The organism is Xanthomonas sp. CFBP 8443, assembly GCF_025666195.1.
Classification (GTDB): Bacteria; Pseudomonadota; Gammaproteobacteria; order Xanthomonadales; family Xanthomonadaceae; genus Xanthomonas_A.
The window spans coordinates 269,699-289,011 of sequence record NZ_CP102592.1 but is presented as its reverse complement, the minus strand read 5'-3'; the positions used below and the strand labels follow the sequence as shown (position 1 = coordinate 289,011).

The 19,313-nt window shown below is 68.5% G+C and carries 17 protein-coding genes and 1 pseudogene; 6 read left to right on the top strand and 12 right to left on the bottom strand.

Features of this window, described 5'->3' with window-relative positions:
• Nucleotides 1–201: 201 nt before the first annotated feature.
• The 9 genes from NUG20_RS01160 to tssB all read right to left on the bottom strand — a co-directional run bounded on the left by NUG20_RS01160 (nucleotide 202) and on the right by tssB (nucleotide 10,601).
• The gene (locus tag NUG20_RS01160) at nucleotides 202–879 is read right to left on the bottom strand and encodes a hypothetical protein (protein ID WP_263396653.1); all 678 of its coding nucleotides are present in this window, start codon (nucleotides 877–879) and stop codon (nucleotides 202–204) included.
• Entirely contained in the window at nucleotides 876–3,665 is a 2,790-nt protein-coding gene (gene tssH / locus NUG20_RS01155) for a type VI secretion system ATPase TssH (protein ID WP_263396652.1), read from the bottom strand. Before tssH ends, NUG20_RS01160 begins: the two co-directional genes overlap by 4 nt.
• A 49-nt stretch (nucleotides 3,666–3,714) precedes the next feature.
• Nucleotides 3,715–4,758 (bottom strand): type VI secretion system baseplate subunit TssG, encoded by a 1,044-nt coding sequence (tssG, locus tag NUG20_RS01150; RefSeq protein ID WP_263398585.1) that lies wholly within the window; start codon nucleotides 4,756–4,758, stop codon nucleotides 3,715–3,717.
• Nucleotides 4,722–6,617, bottom strand: coding sequence for a type VI secretion system baseplate subunit TssF (gene tssF, locus NUG20_RS01145; RefSeq protein ID WP_263396651.1), 1,896 nt, complete (start codon nucleotides 6,615–6,617; stop codon nucleotides 4,722–4,724). The genes tssG and tssF overlap by 37 nt, the downstream gene beginning before the upstream one ends.
• Nucleotides 6,617–7,120 (bottom strand): type VI secretion system baseplate subunit TssE, encoded by a 504-nt coding sequence (gene tssE, locus NUG20_RS01140; protein WP_263396650.1) that lies wholly within the window; start codon nucleotides 7,118–7,120, stop codon nucleotides 6,617–6,619. Before tssE ends, tssF begins: the two co-directional genes overlap by 1 nt.
• Nucleotides 7,121–7,135: 15 nt before the next feature.
• Nucleotides 7,136–7,927, bottom strand: coding sequence for a type VI secretion system accessory protein TagJ (locus tag NUG20_RS01135; RefSeq protein ID WP_263396649.1), 792 nt, complete (start codon nucleotides 7,925–7,927; stop codon nucleotides 7,136–7,138).
• An 82-nt stretch (nucleotides 7,928–8,009) separates the two neighbouring features.
• Complete coding sequence (locus NUG20_RS01130; RefSeq protein ID WP_263396648.1) at nucleotides 8,010–8,513, bottom strand: Hcp family type VI secretion system effector; 504 nt, start codon at nucleotides 8,511–8,513, stop codon at nucleotides 8,010–8,012.
• Between the two features lie 84 nt (nucleotides 8,514–8,597).
• Nucleotides 8,598–10,091, bottom strand: a complete 1,494-nt coding sequence (gene tssC, locus NUG20_RS01125) for a type VI secretion system contractile sheath large subunit (RefSeq protein ID WP_185821500.1) — start codon at nucleotides 10,089–10,091, stop codon at nucleotides 8,598–8,600.
• Between the two features lie 3 nt (nucleotides 10,092–10,094).
• Nucleotides 10,095–10,601 carry a type VI secretion system contractile sheath small subunit gene (gene tssB, locus NUG20_RS01120; protein WP_145704028.1) on the bottom strand — a complete coding sequence of 169 codons (507 nt, stop codon included), beginning with the start codon at nucleotides 10,599–10,601 and terminating at the stop codon, nucleotides 10,095–10,097.
• Nucleotides 10,602–11,058: 457 nt separating this feature from the next.
• Here tssB and NUG20_RS01115 point away from each other — a divergent pair.
• Nucleotides 11,059–11,484, top strand: a pseudogene (locus NUG20_RS01115) (AraC family transcriptional regulator); the annotation flags it as partial.
• A gap of 187 nt (nucleotides 11,485–11,671) precedes the next feature.
• Here the strand turns inward: NUG20_RS01115 and NUG20_RS01110 are convergent.
• Nucleotides 11,672–12,118, bottom strand: a complete 447-nt coding sequence (locus NUG20_RS01110; protein WP_263396647.1) for a universal stress protein — start codon at nucleotides 12,116–12,118, stop codon at nucleotides 11,672–11,674.
• Between the two features lie 78 nt (nucleotides 12,119–12,196).
• A complete protein-coding gene (locus tag NUG20_RS01105) occupies nucleotides 12,197–12,763 on the bottom strand; it encodes a sugar O-acetyltransferase (RefSeq protein WP_263396646.1) in 567 nt (188 codons plus the stop codon).
• 307 nt (nucleotides 12,764–13,070) lie between these two features.
• Between NUG20_RS01105 and NUG20_RS01100 the strand changes: the two genes are divergently transcribed.
• The 3 genes from NUG20_RS01100 to NUG20_RS01090 all read left to right on the top strand — a co-directional run bounded on the left by NUG20_RS01100 (nucleotide 13,071) and on the right by NUG20_RS01090 (nucleotide 15,254).
• Nucleotides 13,071–13,943, top strand: coding sequence for an MBL fold metallo-hydrolase (locus NUG20_RS01100; RefSeq protein ID WP_263396645.1), 873 nt, complete (start codon nucleotides 13,071–13,073; stop codon nucleotides 13,941–13,943).
• Between the two features lie 162 nt (nucleotides 13,944–14,105).
• Nucleotides 14,106–14,375, top strand: coding sequence for a hypothetical protein (locus NUG20_RS01095; RefSeq protein WP_263396644.1), 270 nt, complete (start codon nucleotides 14,106–14,108; stop codon nucleotides 14,373–14,375).
• A gap of 549 nt (nucleotides 14,376–14,924) precedes the next feature.
• Nucleotides 14,925–15,254 (top strand): hypothetical protein, encoded by a 330-nt coding sequence (locus NUG20_RS01090; protein WP_263396643.1) that lies wholly within the window; start codon nucleotides 14,925–14,927, stop codon nucleotides 15,252–15,254.
• A gap of 284 nt (nucleotides 15,255–15,538) precedes the next feature.
• On the opposite strand, the gene NUG20_RS01085 is transcribed toward NUG20_RS01090, so the two are convergent.
• Nucleotides 15,539–17,092, bottom strand: a complete 1,554-nt coding sequence (locus NUG20_RS01085; protein WP_263396642.1) for a hypothetical protein — start codon at nucleotides 17,090–17,092, stop codon at nucleotides 15,539–15,541.
• Nucleotides 17,093–17,320: 228 nt separating this feature from the next.
• Between NUG20_RS01085 and NUG20_RS01080 the strand changes: the two genes are divergently transcribed.
• A complete protein-coding gene (locus tag NUG20_RS01080; RefSeq protein ID WP_263396641.1) occupies nucleotides 17,321–18,064 on the top strand; it encodes an endonuclease/exonuclease/phosphatase family protein in 744 nt (247 codons plus the stop codon).
• Entirely contained in the window at nucleotides 18,061–19,278 is a 1,218-nt protein-coding gene (clsB, locus tag NUG20_RS01075; protein ID WP_263396640.1) for a cardiolipin synthase ClsB, read from the top strand. The genes NUG20_RS01080 and clsB overlap by 4 nt, the downstream gene beginning before the upstream one ends.
• Nucleotides 19,279–19,313: the final 35 nt, after the last annotated feature.

Below are 19,313 nucleotides of genomic sequence, written 5' to 3'. Positions count from 1 at the left end.
CAGAAGCCGGCCATGCTGGCCGGGGCTAGAAAAATCCGATCAAACACAGTCGCAGGCGAATCCATCTTCGCCGGGCAGCGCCGGCGGGAAGATCTTCATCGGCCTTTCCAACCCTTCATTCCACAGCGCCCTTTTCCTTCGTTCTCGTTGCGATCCGACGAGCGCTGTCGGCAATGCCGATACCCGTCGGCCCCGCCCCAATCAATTCAGCACCTTGGCCATCGGCGCGACGATGGGGATTGCCTTGTCCAAGTCGATATCCGCAGCCGTCATTTGCCCCGTGACCACCTGCGCCACGAACTTCCAACCCGTCGGCGTCGCATAGCCGATCACGAAAGAGGAAGTGCTGTTGGTGTAAGGCGTGCCGCCCGACATCGACATGCGGCGTGCGCGCGGATCGACCGTGCGTTGCTTTGCCCCCGGGAACAGACGGCGTTCTGCCTGATCGCGGTCAAACGCTCCGCGCGGCATGTTGCCGGCGAGGTGTGCCACTTTCGCCTTCTTCGGATTACCCAGGTCGGGCAGGAACGACAGGCGGCAGCCGGTCAGTTCGGAGGTGAAGAAAAGCGGCGCGAGGTCCGCGTCCAGGTCCAGCGAGGTATCCGCTCCGGACTTCCAGGGCAACCAATGCGCACGCATGCTGTGACCGCTCTTGCCGTCATCCGGCCGCAGCAGCACGACATTTTGGAACGCGCTCGCCAGAATGAACCTGTGTACGCCGGCCGGCGGAAAGGCGACGGTGTCAAGCTTCTGCTGGCAACCGCCACGGCGCCATTCGCGAAAGTCGGCATGGCTGATCACGCCCTCCTCGTCGACCACGATCACATGGCGCGACAGAAAGTCCTTCGGCTTTTTGGCGAGATCATCGACCAGGGTCATACGTTCGTTCCGCTGGACGCGGCCTCGGCGCCATCGAAGCTGTACGCGAAGCCCGCGCTGTCCGTCGCTACACGCACGCTCGCAATCGGCTCGCTGCGCATCATGCGATCGAGGAACTCGCGGCTAATCTCCGGCAACATCGAATTGGTCAAGATCGCGTCGATCATGCGCCCGCCCGATTCGCTCTCGGTGCAGCGGCTGACCACCAGCTTGACCACGTCTTCGTCGTAGTCGAACGGGATCTTGTAGCGGGCTTCCACGCGCTGCTTGATCCGGTTCAACTGCAGCTTGACGATCTGCCCGAGCATCGTGTCGCTCAGCGGGTAGTAGGGGATGGTGACCAGGCGGCCGAGCAGGGCCGGCGGGAAGATCTTCAGCAGCGGCTCGCGCAGCGCCTTGGCCATGCCGTCCGGGTCCGGCATCAGTTCCGGGTCCTTGCACAGGCTGGCGATCAGCTCGGTGCCGGCGTTGGTGGTGAGGATGATCAGGGTGTTGCGGAAATCGATGCGGCGGCCTTCGCCGTCTTCCATCACGCCCTTGTCGAAGACCTGGAAGAATAGTTCGTGCACGTCCGGGTGCGCTTTCTCCACCTCGTCCAGCAGCACCACCGAGTAGGGTTTGCGCCGCACCGCCTCGGTCAGCACGCCGCCCTCGCCGTAGCCGACGTAGCCGGGAGGCGCGCCCTTCAGCGAGGACACCGTGTGCGCCTCCTGGTACTCGCTCATGTTGATGGTGATCAGGTTCTGTTCGCCGCCGTACAGCGCTTCGGCCAGGGCCAGTGCGGTCTCGGTCTTGCCGACGCCGGAGGTGCCGGCGAGCATGAACACGCCGATCGGCTTGTGCGGGTTGTCCAGGCCGGCGCGGGTGGTCTGGATACGCTTGGCGATCATCTCCATGCCGTGGTCCTGGCCTATCACGCGCTTGGCCAGCAGTTCGGGCAGGCGCAGCACGGTGTCGATCTCGTTGCGCGCCATGCGCCCGACCGGGATGCCGGTCCAGTCGGCGACCACCGCGGCCACCGCTTGGTAGTCCACCGTAGGCAGGATCAGCGGGTTCTCGCCCTGCAGCGCGCTCAGCTCCGCCTGCACCTGACGCAAGCGCGCCAGCAGCGCGTCGCGTTCGTTGCCGGTGGCGCCGGGTGCCGGCATGTCCTGCATCTGTTGTGCCGGCTCCTGCTGCGCCAGCGTCTGTGCCGCCGCTTCCAGCGGGCTGCCGGTGCCTTCGATCGGGGCGATGCCGGCGCGTAGCTGCGCTCGCAGCGCCAGCAGTTCGTCGACCAGCGCCTTCTCTGCGCTCCAGCGCTGCTCCAGATCGGCCAGGCGCAGCTGCTCGGCGTCGAGCAAGGCGCGGCAGGCGAGATCGCGCTCGTCCACCAGAATGCCGATCGCGCGCTCGCGTTCGATGATGCCGCGTTCGGTCTGCAGCGATTCGATACGGCGGCGGCTGTCGTCCACGTCGGCCGGGGTGGCGTGCAGGCTCACCGCCACGCGCGCGCAGGCGGTGTCGAGCAGGCTCACCGATTTGTCCGGCAGCTGCCGCGCCGGGATGTAGCGATGGCTGAGCTTGACCGCCGCCTCCAGCGCCTCGTCCAGGATCTGCACCTTGTGGTGCTGCTCCATGGTGCTGGCCACGCCACGCATCATCAGCACCGCCTTGGCCTCGTCCGGCTCGTCCACCTGCACCGCCTGGAAGCGGCGGGTCAGCGCGGGGTCCTTCTCGATGTACTTCTTGTACTCGGCCCAGGTGGTGGCGCCGACCGTGCGCAAGGTGCCGCGCGCCAGCGCCGGCTTGAGCAGGTTGGCCGCATCGCCGGTGCCCGCGGCGCCACCGGCGCCGACCAGGGTGTGGGTCTCGTCGACGAACAGGATGATCGGCTTGGCGCTGGCCTGCACTTCGTCGATCACCGCGCGCAGGCGCTGCTCGAACTCGCCCTTCATGCTGGCGCCGGCCTGCAGCAGGCCCACGTCCAGCGTGCGCAGCTCCACGTCCTTCAGCGCCGGCGGCACGTCGCCGCGGGCGATGCGCTGCGCCAGGCCCTCGACCACCGCGGTCTTGCCGACGCCGGCCTCGCCGACCAGGATCGGGTTGTTCTGGCGGCGGCGCATCAGGATGTCCACCACCTGGCGGATCTCGTCGTCGCGGCCGATGATCGGGTCGAGCTTGCCGTCACGCGCCTGCGCGGTCAGGTCGGTGGTGAACTTCTTCAGCGCTTCCTGCTTGCCCAGCGCGGCCGGGGCGATCGCGCCGCTGGCCTCGCCCGGCGCGCCGGCCTGGCCGAGCTGGAAGCCGTCGCTGGGCAGCAATCCATCCTCCGGCGAGCCGGCGACGATCTCGGCGAAACGCTCGCTCAGCGCCTCGGGCTTGATCTTCTCGAACTCCTTGGAAATCCCGAGCAGCGCTTGGCGCAAGGTGCGCACGCTGAGCACGCCGACGATCAGGTAGCCGGTGCGCACCTGCGCTTCGCCGAAGCTGAGCGAGGCGTATACCCAGCCGCGCTCGACTGCTTCCTCGACGTTGCCGGACAGGTCGGTGACGCCGCTGGAACCGCGCGGCAGCCGGTCCAGCGCCTCGGTCACGTCGCGCGCCAGGTTCGACGGGTTGAGCTCGAAGCGCTTGACGATGCGGTGCAGGTCCGAGTCCTGCAGCTGCAGGATCTGGTGCAGCCAGTGCACCAGTTCCACGTACGGGTTGCCGCGCAACTTGCAGAACACGGTGGCGCTTTCGATGCCGCGGTAGGCGAGCTTGTTGAGCTTGCCGAACAGGGCGCTGCGACTGATCTCGGCCATGGCGGTGATTCCTTGTGCGAATGCGGAAGAGGAAAAGTGGAGGGCGCGGTCAGCCGGACGGCCGCAGCACCACGTCGTCGGCGTCGGCGATGTCCCAGCTGCGCTGGCCGAGCCAGGTGTCCAGGCCCAGGCGTCCGCCGCGCGCCAGCGTCGTCGCCGGCACCTGGTCGGACTGCAGCAGCAGTTGCAGATCCCAGCCTTTTTCGTCGCCGACGTAGCTGCGCACCGCCGCGGCCAGCTGGCGCAGGGCCTCGCCGCCGGGCAGAAAGCGCTGGAAGGCGCTGCGCGACAGCGGCCCGAGCCGCAGGCGGAAACGCTGCTGCGCGCCGCGCGCATGCGCGCCGAGCACGGTGCTGTGACCGAGCGTGGCGACCTCGGGCGAGGCGCCCAGGCGCAGGTGCGCATCGTCGGGCAGGCGCATCCATTCGGCGACGAATTCCAGCACCTGCACCGGCACCGCGAACAGCTGCTCGAGCAGGCCGCGCAGGCCTTCGGCATTGCGCGCCACCGGCAGCAGGCGCCCGGCGAAATGCCGGCGCGCGTCGTCGGGCAGCGCGTCGCGGTCGCGCAGGTGCGGCGAGCCGATGCCGCTCAGCGCATCCAGGTAGCCGCGGAAACGGTCCTCGTGCGGGCGGTCGGCATGCACGGTCGGCTGCGCATCGGCCCAGGCGCGGTAGAACAGGCTCAGCATGCGATGATGGAACAGGTCGGCGAACGCGGCCAGGGTCGGGTCCTTGGCCTGCGCCTGGCGCTCGATCGCGTACTCGGTCAGGTGCAGCGGCAGCGGCGCGTTCGGCCCGAACAGGCCCAGGAACAGCCCGTACAGCTTGCCCGGCTGCGTACCGGCGCCCGCCACGTAGCGGTCGATCGAGCGCGGCGCGAACGCCAGCGACGGCGTATGCCGCAGCCGCACCGGATCGTCGGACGGGCGCGTGGAACGGCCCAGCCGCGGCTGTTGCTGATGCGCGCGTTCCAGTGCGCGCAGCGCGGCGAAGAACTCGAAGTCCTGCGGCCGCTCGCGCAGCGCCTGCTCCAGTGCGGCAAGGTCGGCGGCGCTCACAGCAGCGCCCGTTTGCCGAGCTGCGCCGGCCAGCGCGCGATCTCGTTGCGCTCGCTGGTACGCAGCACGGTCTCGGTGAACGAGTTGACCGACACGTAGCGGGCGAAGAAGTGCTGCAGCACCGCGCCGAGCAGGAACGCGCCGCTGCCTTCGAAGGCGCTGTCCTCGCAGGTCAGGGTGATCTCCAGACCGCGGCCGAAGGTGATCGGGCCCGGCGCCGGGATGCGGCGCACGATCGGCTGCGCGCGCACCTGCTTGATGCCCTCGATCTGGCGCAGCGCGGCGGCGTCGAACGGATCGCAGTACAGCGTCAGCATCTCGCGCAGCGCGGCGGCGCCGTCCTGGCCGTCCTCGAACAGCGACAGGTAGTTCAGTTGCAGGTGGCTGAGCAGGCGCCACGCGGTCTCACCATCGCTCAGCGCCGGGCGCGGCTTGGTCGGTCCGGCCACGCAGCGCACGCTGTGCACCGGCGCGCCCGCATCCATCGTGAAATCGGTGGCACCCTTGCCGACCGGCATGTGCAGCGGCAGGTCACGGTTGCTGCACAGCAGCTGCAGGCCGAGCTGGCGCAGCGAGGTGGCGTAGGCGCCGTCGTCGGCATCGACCAGGCTCACGTACACCTCGCTGCCGACGTAGCTGGAGCGTGCGCCCTGGCGGCGCTGCCGCGCCGACAGCAGGCGCGGTTCGCGGCGCAGGGTGTAGAACGCGCCGTGGCGCGCATGCCAGGTGTGCGCGTCACCGCCGTAGAACGGCAGGAAGCGCTGCTCCGGCTCCTGGCGGTCGCCGAAGCCTTCGACCTCGCCCAGGCTGTGGATCTCGAAATCCATTGGCCGGGTCCGGTCGGCGAGCACGTGGTATTCGGTCTTTCCCGGCGCCAGATGCAGGCGGTCGGCGCGGCGCGGGAACAGGTTGATCGCCGGCGTGCAGAACAGGCGGAAGTTGTCCGCGCTCACCGCCTGCGCCAGGCTGGCCACGCTGCGCTCCAGCAGCACCACGATCTCGAACCCGGTGCCGTGGAGCTTGCGCAGCGCCGCGCGCAGCCCGCCCAGTTCGGCGAACAGGAAGCGCTGCGGGCAGGCGAAGTATTCCTGCAGCAGCCGATAGCCGCTGAAGGCACGGCCGTCGTACGGCACCAGTGCCTCGTCGTCGGCGAAACCGCGCGCGCGCAGCTCGCTGCGGCCGCGTTGCACCTCCAGCGCCGCGCCGGCCGCGTCCTGTCCGCGGATCACGAAGCCGGCGGCGTGGCCGAGCAGCTGCTCGTACAGGCGCGTGGGCAGGTCGTCGGCGCCGGCCAGGAACAGCGGCAGCGTGTCGAGTGCCAGCATGTTGGCCTGCACGCCGGCCAGCGTTTCGAAACGCAGGCGCAAGGCGGCGCGCACCGGCCTGGCCGCGGCCTGCGCCGGCGGCAGGCCGATCCCGGCGGCGGCGATCGCCGCCGGCGTCTCCAGGTACTTGGCCTCGCGCAGCGCCAGCGGCCACAGCGTGAGCGCATGCGCGGTGCGGTATTCGCAGGCGGTGCGCTCGCCGCCGGCGACCAGGCTGCGCAGCGCGGTGTGGCGCGGCACGGTGTGGCCCGCGGCCAGCGCGCTTTCCTTCAGTTCCGGCTGCAGCTGCACCACCGCCATCGACGGCATCGGCGTCAGGTAGTGCGGGTACACCATCTGCAACAGGTGCTGGGTGAACACCGGATACTGCGCGTCGAGCTTGAGCTGCACGCGCGCGGCCATGAACGCGAAGCCTTCCAGCAAGCGCTCCACGTACGGGTCGGCGCATTCGAAGCCTTCCAGGCCCAGGCGTCCGGCGATCTTCGGGAACTCGCGCGCGAACTCGCCGCCCATCTCGCGCACGTGCTGCAGTTCGCGGTTGTAGTAGCCGAGCAGGCGCGGATCCATCAGGCGTAGCCCTCGCTGAGGTCCAGCCGCCCGGTCTCCAGGTCCAGTTCGGTCTTCAGGTACAGGTTCAGCGGCAGCGGCTGCGCCCACATCTCCGATTCGATGAAGAACACCAGCGAGCGCCGGTCCATGCGCCGCGCGTCGGCCTGCACGGTGACACGCAGGGTGTCGGCGATCAGCCGCGGCTCGAACGCCAAGATCGCCTCGCGCAGGCGCAGCTGCAGCGCCGCCGCGTCGATGCCGGACATGGCCACGCCGGCCAGGTCGGGGATGCCGAAGTTCAGTACCGAGCGCCGCACGTCCGGATACACGTCCAGCGGCTGGTCGGTGGCCAGGTTGACGCAGTTCAGCAGCCACGACAGGTCGCGCATCACGCACTCGCGCAGGCGCGCGGCGGAGATCACGCGCTTGTCGCGGCTCTCCTCCTGGCGCTGCGGCTCGTCGTCGCTGAGCCGGTCCAGCAGCGAGGGCTGCAGGCGTTCCTGGGTGGTGAGTTCGGCCATCGCAGCGGCTCGGGCTCAGGCCGGGTCGAACAGGATCTGGCGCACGTCCAGCAGCGCGTGCTCGCCGGCATCGGTGGCCCACAGGCGCTGGCCCAGGCCGACGTCGCCGTCGCTGCCGCTCCAGTCGGTGCGCCGCGCCAGCAGCAGCTGGCCGTCGTCGCTGCGCTCGGTACCGGGATAGCGCACCGGCACGAAGCCGAACGCCTCGCCGCCGTTGCGCCAGGTCACCGCCACCGGCGCCCACAGCATGTCGCGCAGGTCGGCCGGGGCTTCGAAACGCAAGGCCTGTATCTGCGCGAACGGCACCCAGGCGTAGCCGCCGTTGACCACCAGCTCCAGGCACGGGCCGAAGCGCGGATCGGCATCGGCGATCCAGGAAAAACGCGCGTCGTCGAGTTCGCCGGCGCTGGCCGGGGCCTGTTCGAACGCCTGCGCGCGCAGCTCGGCGGCCTGCGCGGTGGCGCCCTCGGCCGACAGCCGCAACGCCTGCAACAGCAGCGCCAGCCATGGTTCGGGCGTACCGAGCACGGTCGGCAACGCCTGCCCGGCGAACACCGCGGCGCGCTGGCGCTCGGCCTGCACGGTGATCGCGTAGGTCGCGGCGAGCGCGGCGTTGTCGGCATCGAGTTCGCGGCAGGCGTCGAGCTGGGCGCGGGCACGGTCCCATTGGCCGAGCACCGCCAGCAGCTGGAACAGGAATACGCGTTGGCGCGCGTCGGCCGGATGCTGGCGCACGCGTTGGGTCAGCAGTTTCAGCGCTTCGTCCGGACGCCCGTGACGCAGCAGCAGTTCGGGAGTGGTGTCCATGGCCTGTCCGCACGAAGGGAATGGTGCGGCGCCGTCGCAGCGACGGCGCCGGGGTGGGCGGCGGCCGTAGCCGCCGCCGCGGTCAGGCCTTGGCCACGCCCTGGATGTCGTAGGTGAATTCCTTCGCCCCGCCCTGCGCGATGCCCTTGTCGTCCTGCGGCTGGAAGCTGTACTTGAACTTGCCGAAGTGCAGGGTCACGTTCTCGGTCAGGCGATCCTCGCCGCCCGAGCCGCCGGTGGACAGCGAGGTGATCAGCACGCCTTCGCTCAGTTCCAGGGTCAGGAAGTCGGTCTGTTCGCCGGTGGCGTTGGTCACGTACAGCCACGCCGTGTCCACGCGCGCGCCGGTGCACACGGCATCGAGCAGTGCGTTGGAGCAGCCGTCGACGTACTTGGTGATGGAGATGTCCTGGATGTGCGCCTTGCCGCCGCTGGCCGAACCGCCACCGGTATGCAGGTCGCCGGAATTGCTCGCGCCCCACGACCACGCCAGGATCGGCACCTCGCCCTTGTGCTTCTTGTGGTTGGACGCGCCTTCGATCTTGACCTTGCCGCTGCCGAACTTGATATGCATGTCGAACGCCATGGAACTGCTCCTCTAGTGAAAAACGGACAACGATGGTCGGCGTACGGCGCGCATCGCGCCGACGCCGTGGCACGGTGGCGCCGGTCAGGCCTTGGCGGCCGACGGCAGCCGCGACACCAGTCGCAGCGACACGGTCAGCCCTTCCAGCTGGTAGTGCGGCTTCAGGAAGAACTTGGAGGTGTAGTAGCCGGGCGCGCCCTCCACTTCCTCCACCACCACCTCGGCCGCGGCCAGCGGCTTGCGCGCCTTGGTGTCTTCGCTGGAGTTGGACGGATCCCCATCGATGTACTGGGTGATCCAGCGGGTCAGCCACGCCTGCATCTGCTCGCGATCGCTGAACGAGCCGATCTTGTCGCGCACGATGCACTTCAGGTAATGCGCGAAGCGGCAGCAGGCGAACATGTACGGCAGGCGCGCGCCGAGTGCGGCGTTGGCGGTGGCGTCCGGGTCGTCGTACTCGTCGGGCTTGTTCAAGGACTGCGCGCTGATGAACGCGGCCATGTCCGAGTTCTTGCGATGCACCAGCGGCATCAGCCCCATCTTGTCCAGTTCGGCCGAGCGGCGGTCGGTGATCGCCACCTCGGTCGGGCACTTCATGTCCACGCCGCCGTCGTCGGTGGGGAAGGTGTGCGTGGGCAGGCCTTCGACCGCACCGCCGGACTCGATGCCGCGGATCCGCGAACACCAGCCGTACTGCTTGAACGAACGGTTGATGTTCACCGCCATCGCATAGGCCGCGTTCTGCCAGGTGTACTTGGCCGAATCGGCGCCGGTGGTCTCTTCCTCGAAATCGAACTCTTCCACCGGGTTGGTGGTGGCCCCGTACGGCAGGCGCGACAGCGTGCGCGGCATCGCCAGGCCGATGTACTTGGAATCCTCCGACTCGCGCAGCGAACGCCATGCGGCGTAGTCGGGCGTGGAGAAGATCTTGGCCAGGTCGCGCGGGTTGGACAGCTCGTTCCAGTTGTCCATGCCCATCAGCTTGGGCGCGGCCGCGGAAATGAATGGCGCGTGCGCGGCGGCGGCGACCTGGGCGATGCCGTTGAGCAGTTCCACGTCCGGCGGGCTGTTGTCGAAGTAGTAGTCGCCGACCAGGCAGCCATAAGGCTCGCCGCCGAGCTGGCCGTATTCCTGCTCGTAGACCTTCTTGAAGATCGGGCTCTGGTCCCAGGCGGTGCCCTTGTAGCGCTTGAGCACCTTGCCCAACTCCTTCTTGGAGATGTTGAGCACGCGGATCTTCAGCTGCTGGTCGCTCTCGGTGTTGCTGACCAGGTAGTGCAGGCCGCGCCAGGCGCCTTCCAGCTGCTGCATGTCGGCGTGGTGCAGGATGTGGTTGAGCTGCTCGCTGAGCTTGCGGTCGATCTCGGCGATGTAGGCCTTGATCGTCTGCGACACGTCTTCGCTGACCACGTCGCTGCGGCTGAGCACCTGCTCGGCCAGCGTGCGCACCGCGGACTCCACCTCTTCCTTGGCGCGTTCGCTCTTGGGCTTAAATTCGCGGTTCAGCAGCGCGGCGAAATCGCCCGCTTCCAGGACCTGGGTGCCGCTGCCGGCTTCGGCCAGTTGTTCGCTCGCCATGGCTCAGCCCTCCTTCGGGTCGGCGGGCTTGGCCGCCGAGACCAGCGACTGCAGCAGGGCCGGGTCGCGCAGCGCCTGCGCGATCAGGTTCTCGGCGCCGGCCTTGCCGTCCATGTAGGTGTCCAGGTTGGCGAGCTGGGTGCGCGCCTCCAGCAACTTGGCCAGCGGCTCGACCTTGCGCGCCACCGCCGCCGGCGAAAAGTCGTCCATGCTCTCGAAGGTGATGTCCACCGCCAGCTCGCCTTCGCCGGTGAGCGTGTTGGGCACCTTGAAGGTGGCGCGCGGGCGCATCGACTGCAGGCGGCTGTCGAAGTTGTCCACATCGATTTCCAGCGCCTTGCGTTCCTCCAGCGACGGCAGCTCGCCGGCATTGGCGCCGGACAGGTCCGACATCACTCCCATCACGAACGGGATCTGCACTTTCTTCTGCGCGCCGTAGACCTCCACGTCGTACTCGATCTGTACCCGTGGCGCCCGATTGCGCGCGATGAACTTCTGACTGTTTGCCATTGCCTCGTCTCCGATTGAGCTTTTCGATCCGGCCTGCCGGCAATGCCGTGCAGACCGGCCGCGCACCTGCCGCCGGTTGATCCCCGGGACGCCGACGCGAAACGCCGGCGGCGCTCCCCCATCGCGCGCTCGCCGCCGTTCCGCCTCCACGTTCCCCTTGCGCCGTCGGCGCGCGGGCAGATCGCCGCACACCGGGCATCGCATGCCGTGCGTGGCGCCGATTCCCCGGCGCATCCCCTGCACGGCGCTTTTCAGCGATGCGGCGAGTCTAGGAATGGCGCCGAACGACCACCCGACATTTCGTCTCAGCCAGAGCCGCGTCTACGCCTGTGCACAAAACGTGAAAAGGGTGATGGGTTCGCCGCGCTTCTTCCGGTTGTATCGGAGACAGGCCCCGTGGGGTGGGCCGCGACCGCCGCCGATGACCACGTCCCGCAGCATCACCGTACCGGCGCGCATGCAGACGCGCGCGTTCCTGGCCGACGCCGGCGAACCGCTGCTGATCGACCTGCTGGCCTATATCGAAGAGAACATCGGCGAACCGGAGTTGGGCAGCGACATGCTGCTGGCCGCGTTCCCGTTGTCGCGCGCGACCTTGTACCGCCTGTTCCAGGCGCGCGGCGGCGTGGCCAGCTACATTCGCGAGCAGCGCCTGCGCACCGCGCACCGCTACCTGCAGCTGCACCCGCAGTGCAGCCTGACCTGGTTGTTGTACGAAATGGGCTTCGCCTCGGAACGGCAGTTCCAGCGCGCGTTCCAGGCGCGCTTCGGCATGTCGCCGGCGCAGTGGCGCAAGGCGTGCCGGGCGGCGCCGTGCCAGCCCAAGGAAGAGCGTCGCGGACCCTATATCCCGATGTGGCGGATCATCCGCGAGCTGTGCCGCACCTCGATGGTCGACGACGCGCCGGTGTACGCGCCGACCGAATCGGCGACGGCGCAATAGCCGCCGCTCCCTGTAGGAGCGGCTTCAGCCGCGACCGACACCTTCCCCGCGCGACCGTTCCCGGCAAGATCCTGTCGCGGCTGAAGCCGCTCCTGCAGGAGGCGCCGCCGCCGGCACGTGTCCAATCTCAGCGGATCACCAGCACCGGCACCTGGCTGCGCGCCAGCACCTCGGCGGTCTGGCTGCCGAGCAGTACCCGGCTCATGCCACGGCGACCGTGCGAGGTCATCACGATCAGGTCGCTGCGGTGCGAGGTGGCGATGTCGATGATGCCTTCGGCCGGGTAGCGATCGAGCACATGGCAGCCATGCGCGGTCACGCCGGTGGCCTCGGCGGCGGCGAGCGCCGGCGCCAGGATCTTCTGCGCGCCTTCTTCCCGGTCCTGGCGGTATTCGGGCGTGGCCTCGTAGCCCACGCTCCAGCCCATCGCGTCGTACATGCCCATCGCCCAGGGCTCGGACACGGTGACGATATCCACTTCCGCGCCGAGCCTGGCGGCCAGCGCCAGGCCCTGCTGCAAGCCCTTGGCGGACAATTCGGAACCATCGATTGCGATCAGGATGCGCTGGTACATGTGCGTGCTCCGGTAACGCCGCCCGCGGCGGCACCGGCACATTGCACACCCGGCGCGGATCCCGCGCCTTGACCCGGATCAATTTCCCGGCGGTTGCGGCGCCAACGGCCGCGCCGGATTGCCGGCCACGCGTGCGCCGGCCGGCACGTCGCGGGTGACCACGCTGCCGGCGCCGATCACCGCGTCGTCGCCGATCGTGACCCCGGGCAGCACGATCGCGCCGCCGCCGATCCAGACGTTGCGGCCGATCGTCAGCGGCCGCCCGAGTTCGAGTCCGGCCGCGCGCTGCGCCGCATCGCGCGGATGATCGGCGGCATACAGCTGCACCGCCGGCCCGATCTGCGTGCCGTCGCCGATCCGCACCGGCGCCACGTCCAGGATCACGCAGTTGAAATTGAGGAACACGTCCTCGCCCAAGTGGATGTTGTAGCCGTAGTCGCAATGGAACGGCGGCCGCACCACCGCGCCGCGCCCGACCGCGCCCAACTGCTCGCCCAGCAGCGCGTGCCGCTGCGCCGGCGATTCGGCCAGCGCCGCGTTGTAGCGCACCATCCATGTCTTGGCCGCGGCCTGGTCGGCCTGCAGCTGCGCATCGCCGGGGCGATACGGCTCGCCGGCCAGCATCTTGTCTTTTTCGCTGCGCATCGTGCGCTCCCGCTTGGTCTGGAAGAGACGGATCATCGCATTGGCAGCGATGGCGAGCCATCCGCCGATGGCGACGCGTCAGCGCCGCGGCACGAAACCGCACTGGCGTATCGCGCTGCCCGGCCGCACCGCACGTGTGCCGCGGCGACCGCTGCACGTCGCCGGCACGGCTGGCGAATTGCCGTCCGCTGGCCCGGCTTGGCAGCCGGTCAGTTGCACTGCCGGGCGACAACGTGCCGTTGACGCCCGGGTCACCCGGCCACCACCGTCCCCCTGCAACGCTGGACCGCCGTGGCGAGGATCAGCGATGCGCCTGCATCATCTGAATTGCATCTCCACCTGCCCGCTCGGCGGCCGCTTGATGGATGGACGCAGCGCGAGCATCCTGCAGCGCGGCCACCTGACCTGCCATTGCCTGCTGATCGAAACCGGCGACAGCCTGGTGCTGGTCGACACCGGGTTCGGCCTGCGCGACGTGGCCGATCCGCGCAGCCGCCTCAGCGCGTTCTTTCTGGGCCTGGTGCGACCCGAGTTCCGCGAGGAGATGACCGCGATCCGGCAGATCCAGCGGCTGGGCTTCGATCCGCGCGACGTGCGCCACATCGTGCTGACCCACCTGGATTTCGATCACGCCGGCGGCCTGGACGATTTTCCGCACGCGCAGGTGCATCTGCTCACCAGCGAGCGCGACCACGCCCTGCGCCAGGCGACGTGGCTGGACCGCCAGCGTTTCCGTCCCCAGCAATGGACCGATCGTTCGCGCTGGCGCACCTATCCCGCCGCGGAAGGCGACCCATGGATGGGTTTCGACTGCATCCGCGTCCTGCACGGGTTGCCGCCGGAGATCCTGCTGGTACCGTTGCCCGGGCACACCTTCGGTCATGCCGGCGTGGCCGTGCGCAGCGACGGACGCTGGCACCTGCTGGCCGGCGACGCCTACTTTCATCCCGGAGAGATGGATCCGCTGCGGCCGCACTGCACGCCCGGCCTGCGTTTCTACCAATGGATGATGGAGAAGGACCGCAGGTCGCGCCTGCACAACCAGCGCCGCCTGCGCGACCTGAACCGGCAGCACGCCGGCGCGGTCACGATGTTCTGCTCGCACGACGTCGGCGAGTTCGAACGCCTGAGCGGCCGTTCCGCCGCACTGCCGGCCGAAGCCCTGGTCGCCGCGCGCTGAGCGGCGACGCGCGATGGCGTGGTGCGCATTCACCCCTCCTCGACGACACCGCGCCGCATCATGCGCCGTGTCCGCTGGCATGCGCGCAGCAGCCCAGGCCCATGCGGACGCTTTCTCCCAACAAGGCGGTGCGCGATGTCAGAGCGAGTGGAAGTGGGGCAGATGGTGTTCGTCGTCGATGGCGAACTCGGCGTCGGCGCCGTGCGCGAGGTGCGCACCGAGTCCGGGGAATTCGTCGTCAACATCCAGAACGGCGGCGACTTCGTGCTGCCGCTGGACGCAGTGAAGGACGTGCACTCCGGCAAGGTGCTCCTCGCCGTGGAGCGGCTGCCCGAACAGGTCCGCGAAGCGCTGCGCCACCCGCACGACGCCGAACTGCACTCCTCCATGTATGCCGCCACGGACCCGAGCGACGGCACGCTGAAGGAGTGAGGCACGCCTTCGGCGGTATGCCCCAGCAAGAGAACCATACGCAGCAGGTTCGCGCCAATCTGCTCGCCGGTAAGCGTCGGCCAGATGGTCGGTTCATTGCCTTGCGCGTATCTCAGCTAGGTGCCGACCGGATCGCACACGGCGCAATTTATGCCGTTAGACGGAAATTCTTGCTCCTCTCGCCGTATATCTCCGCGCCGGTTGGATCATCGGGCATTTCGCACGCGCATAGGGTAGCTCGCTCCAAGGCGTACAAAGACAGCATCGCCCTACTTGTGGCGCAGCAAGACTGGCCTTAGTATTTCGTCACGGGGTTGCTACAAATCAACGCACGGGCGCCAACCGGAAGTAATCCAATCGGATAATTCCCAGTTCGTCTCGCGTGGCATCGTCGCCGCCATTGCCGCCGTCTCCAACTTAGCGCCAAGGCGCGTGCATTCTATCGGCGTGGGCACGCCGCCGAGAATGGCATTGTTAAATTGCGCTTGAATGGCAATTTGAGGGCTGCAATATCGCATATTCAGACATTGAAAATAACAGGGGAATTCAATGAAAACTGTAACGAGCTTTTTCCTTTCAGCCCTTGCATTGACATCGTCAGCAGCCATGGCTGCTGACGATTCGGGAAAGATCGTCGAGATCTACGCCCATCCAGACGGACAGATCGCCCTAAAATTAGACAACGGGCTGCCCAACTCAAATACCACAAATAATTGCGGAGTTTCCAGCAACCCATGGGCTGGGGTCGCCACTACCGCCGATCCGATCGTTAAGGCCGCAATTTTGTCGGCGTATACCAGCAAATCCAATGTCACTTTGGTCACAATGGGCAAATGTGTCGGCACTTGGATAAAAATTGAGGCCATGCACGTCAGATAATAGAAAATAAATGGCTTTAAGATCACGACATTGGAAAATGCTCTGCCCTGATTAATTGCTGGGAGGCGACATCTCTCGTCAAACAGGTGAAAGACCTGAGCGATATCCGCTGGCTGCGCAATGCATAACCCAATGAGGCGATGGGTGCATGAACGACCTTGAGAACACCAGCAATGACGTCTGCGGGCGCAACCGCATCTGGCGCATGCCACCCGACGATCCAAAAGCCGCCGCAGTCGCTGCGCATCGGATCGCCCGCATCGCCAGGCGGGCCAGGCGGCGCATCAGTGCCGCCCGATGGCGGCACCGATGACCGTGTAGGTCTCCAGCGGCATCTCCTCGCGGCGTGCCTCCAGCGCATCCAGCAACGTGAGGCGACGATGGGGGCCGAGCGGCGCATAGACGTCGCCGCGGGCTGCCCAATCGGCGATGGCCTGCCGCCACCATTGTCTCGCAGGTCCGTCGGTTGAGGCAAACTCCAGCACAAGCGCGAGCCATGTCCAATGCTCCAGCGCCGCCACGACCCCGCGCAGCGTGTGGCGCGCGTCCTCGGTGCTTGCGGGGGAACACACGACGGCAGCGATTCGCTCGACGTCGACCGGCACATCGCCGGTGCGGACGTAACGAACAAGCATGCCGACTGCACGATTGCCACCGCTGGCGACGAACGCCGCGAACTGCGCGTCGCTCAACTGCCCGCCGGCCTTGATCAGGCCGCGCAGCGCAAGCGAGCGCACCAGGCTGCTAGGGCCGCCCAGCCAGCGGCGCATGCGCGCCTCGTCTTCCGGCCGCCCGTGATCCGCCAGTGCCGCCAGCGCGCCCACGGTCGGCCGCGACGCGTCGCTGTCCAGGACAGCACGCCAATGCGCTGCAGGCTCTTCCGCATGGCGGTCGCGCAGGAGGAACACGCCCAGCGAGCGAACGCCGGCGGCGGCATCGCAGAGCGCGGCAAGCACCTGCTCGCGCGGCAACGCGCCCTGCATCTGCGACAGCGCACGCAGCGATTCGCGCCGGACCAGCGGATGCGCGGCGCACACTCCGATGTCGGCAAGCGCGCGCGTACGCGTGGCATCGCAGCGGCGCTGGGCGTGACGCAAGGCGTGCAACGCGATCCCGGGATCGGGATCGCGCATGGCCAACGCCAGCAGGTCGGCGTCGAACCGGATGCCCGCGTCCAGACAGCGCCGGATCGCCCAGGCCCGCACCTGGGCGCGCGGATGTCCGATCAGCGCGTGCAGCCATGGCCGCGACGGCTCCTGAAGCATCCAGGCGTCGACCTGGTCGCTAAACCACTGCTGCGAGACGCGCTCGCGCGCGCGCAGCCTGAGCACCAGCGGCCAGAGCGCGACCACGTCCTCGCCCCGACACCCTTGCAGCAACCGCTCCGTGGTCGCCTGCGCCGTTGCGCGCACATTTTCGACCCAATCGGAACACCGGATCAGGGCGGCCGCCAGCGCCAGGTAGCCGGGAAACGCAGGCAGCGTGCGCAACGCCGCGTGCCGGATCCGGCCATCGCCGTCGGCGCATGCCAGGAACAGCAGCGACTGGCGTGCGGAATCGGGCATCCCGGCCATCTCTATGCGCTCGAGCGCGTGCGTCGACCATCCCGGGCAGGACGGGCCGCGCGCCCTACGCAGTGATTCGTCGACATCGAACAGTTTCTGCGCCGGCACGCTACGCAGGAAGGTGGAGGCATCCTGCGGCTGCGCATCCGCCGCGTCCCATGCGGCAAGCCCCTGCAGCCTGCGCAAGATCAATTCCTCGGGCGCCGGCGGCACCGCCTCCGACGCCACCTGGCGCACCCGCACGCGGGAGGCGAACAGGCGTCGCCAGGTCATGGGCACACCGCGCGAACCGGCAGATGCGCCCTGGCCCCCTTCCGAACTTCACTGCTCTCGCGCATTCTGCCGTCTCCTTCCATGCCCGAACGATAAGCCAGACCTGGCTGGAGTGCATGCGGCGGGCGCTCGCGCGCCTGCAGGCGGTCGCGCCGACATGATGGCCCTCACGCGCCGCACGCACGGCGTGGGCAGAATGGAGGACGGTTTTCTCCGTCCGCATCGCGCATGCCCTCGATCAACGTGCTGACCGTCAACGTGCACATGGGCTTCAACCTGCTCAATCGCCGTTTCGTGCTGCCCGAACTGCGCGAGGCGATCCGCTCCGTGTCCGCCGAGATGGTGTTCCTGCAGGAGGTGCTGGGCGAGCACGCGCTGCACGCGGGACGGCACGCCGACTGGCCGGCGCAGACCCAGTACGAGTTCCTCGCCGATACGCTGTGGCCGCAGTTCGCCTACGGGCGCAACGCGGTCTACCCGCACGGCCACCACGGCAACGCGATGCTGTCGCGGTTCCCGATCGCCTCGTCGGTCAACCGCGACGTGTCGGTACAGGGCCACGAACAGCGCGGACTGCTGCATGCCGTGGTGCGCGTGCCCGGTTTCGATGCCGACGTACATACGGTCTGCGTGCACCTGGGCCTGCGCGAGGCGCACCGGCGCAAGCAGATCGGGCTGCTGTGCGGCATCGTGTCCGACGAGATCCCGCCGGAGGCGCCGCTGATCGTGGCCGGCGACTTCAACGACTGGCGCGTGCGCGGCCATCGGCTGCTGCGCCGCTGCGGGTTGGTGGAAGCTTTCGATCACCTGCATGGGCGGGTGGCGCGGACCTTCCCCTCGCGCTGGCCGCTGCTGCCGGTCGACCGCATCTACCTGCGCAACGCGCGCATCGACGCCGCACGCGTGCTGACCGGGCGGCCGTGGTCGCACCTGTCCGACCACGCGCCGCTGCTGGCGAGGATCGCGTTGTGAAGCGGTCGCGGGCGATCGATTCGCGTTGGCGCCAGGGCCACCGCCTGCGCCTGCTGGAGAACGGCGACGTCTACTTCGCGCGCGTCTACGCGGCCATCGACGCCGCGCAGCACGAAGTGCTGCTGGAGACCTTCATCTGGTTCGAGGACAAGGTGGGCATTCCGCTCAAGGAGCGCCTGGTCGCGGCGGCGCGGCGCGGCGTGCGCGTGCACCTGCTGGTGGACGCGTTCGGCTCGCCGGACCTGTCGCCGGAGTTCGTGCGCGAACTGATCGAGGCCGGCGTCGAACTGCGCATGTTCGACCGCCAGCCGACCCTGCTCGGCGTCCGCCTCAACGTGTTCCGGCGCATGCACCGCAAGCTGCTGGTCGTCGACGGCACGATCGGCATGGTCGGCGGCATCAACTATTCGGCCGATCACCTGACCGATTTCGGCCCGGAGGCCAAGCAGGACTACGCCGTCGAAGTCGAAGGCCCGGTGGTGGCGGACATGGTCTCGTTCATGCGCCGCGCGATGCAGACCCACGGCACCGGCGAGGGCTGGCAGCCGCAGGAACTGCCGGAGCCGCACCGCGCCGCCGGCCCTGCCGAGGTGTGCTTCCTGCCGCGCGACAACGGGCGCCGCTCGCGCAGCATCGAACGCGCCTACCGGCAGGCCTTCCGTGAGGCGCGGCGCGAGATCGTCATCGCCAACGCGTACTTCTTCCCCGGCTACGGCTTCCTGCGCGACCTGTGCGCCGCCGCCCGGCGCGGGGTCAGGGTGTGCATGCTGTTCCAGGGCCAGCCGGATACCCCGCTGGCGCTGATCGCCGCGCGCGCCCTGTACCGCCACCTGGTGGACGCGGGCGTGCACATCTTCGAATACTGCGAACGCCCGTTCCACGGCAAGGTGGCGGTGATCGACGGCGAATGGAGCACGGTGGGCTCCAGCAACCTGGATCCGCTGAGCCTGTCGCTCAACCTGGAAGCCAACCTGCTGATCCGCGACGCGGCGTTCGCGCGCGAACTGCACGGCTGCCTGCGCCGCCTGATGGAGACGCACTGCCGCCGGGTCGAGCCGGCGAGCGTGCCGCGGGGGCGCTTCTGGCAACCGTTGCTGCGCCCGGTGCTGTTCCATGTGCTGCGCAATTTTCCGCAATGGGCCAGCCGCCTGCCCGCACGCACGCCGCGCACGGCGTTGCTGCGCCCGCCGCATCACCGTGGGCCGTCGCCGTGACGGCCGCGCCCGCCCGCAGCCGGCGCTGGCGCCGC

What these genes read in the sequence shown, in the direction of transcription:
- tssC (WP_185821500.1), bottom strand. Translation starts at nt 10,091, where the DNA reads ATGGCGAGCGAACAACTGGCCGAAGCCGGCAGCGGCACCCAGGTCCTG.
- tssF (WP_263396651.1), bottom strand. Translation starts at nt 6,617, where the DNA reads ATGGATCCGCGCCTGCTCGGCTACTACAACCGCGAACTGCAGCACGTG.
- NUG20_RS01100 (WP_263396645.1), top strand. Translation starts at nt 13,071, where the DNA reads ATGCGCCTGCATCATCTGAATTGCATCTCCACCTGCCCGCTCGGCGGC.
- tssE (WP_263396650.1), bottom strand. Translation starts at nt 7,120, where the DNA reads ATGGCCGAACTCACCACCCAGGAACGCCTGCAGCCCTCGCTGCTGGAC.
- NUG20_RS01105 (WP_263396646.1), bottom strand. Translation starts at nt 12,763, where the DNA reads ATGCGCAGCGAAAAAGACAAGATGCTGGCCGGCGAGCCGTATCGCCCC.
- NUG20_RS01085 (WP_263396642.1), bottom strand. Translation starts at nt 17,092, where the DNA reads ATGACCTGGCGACGCCTGTTCGCCTCCCGCGTGCGGGTGCGCCAGGTG.
- NUG20_RS01160 (WP_263396653.1), bottom strand. Translation starts at nt 879, where the DNA reads ATGACCCTGGTCGATGATCTCGCCAAAAAGCCGAAGGACTTTCTGTCG.
- NUG20_RS01135 (WP_263396649.1), bottom strand. Translation starts at nt 7,927, where the DNA reads ATGGACACCACTCCCGAACTGCTGCTGCGTCACGGGCGTCCGGACGAA.
- tssB (WP_145704028.1), bottom strand. Translation starts at nt 10,601, where the DNA reads ATGGCAAACAGTCAGAAGTTCATCGCGCGCAATCGGGCGCCACGGGTA.
- NUG20_RS01110 (WP_263396647.1), bottom strand. Translation starts at nt 12,118, where the DNA reads ATGTACCAGCGCATCCTGATCGCAATCGATGGTTCCGAATTGTCCGCC.
- NUG20_RS01090 (WP_263396643.1), top strand. Translation starts at nt 14,925, where the DNA reads ATGAAAACTGTAACGAGCTTTTTCCTTTCAGCCCTTGCATTGACATCG.
- tssH (WP_263396652.1), bottom strand. Translation starts at nt 3,665, where the DNA reads ATGGCCGAGATCAGTCGCAGCGCCCTGTTCGGCAAGCTCAACAAGCTC.
- NUG20_RS01095 (WP_263396644.1), top strand. Translation starts at nt 14,106, where the DNA reads ATGGTGTTCGTCGTCGATGGCGAACTCGGCGTCGGCGCCGTGCGCGAG.
- NUG20_RS01130 (WP_263396648.1), bottom strand. Translation starts at nt 8,513, where the DNA reads ATGGCGTTCGACATGCATATCAAGTTCGGCAGCGGCAAGGTCAAGATC.
- NUG20_RS01080 (WP_263396641.1), top strand. Translation starts at nt 17,321, where the DNA reads ATGCCCTCGATCAACGTGCTGACCGTCAACGTGCACATGGGCTTCAAC.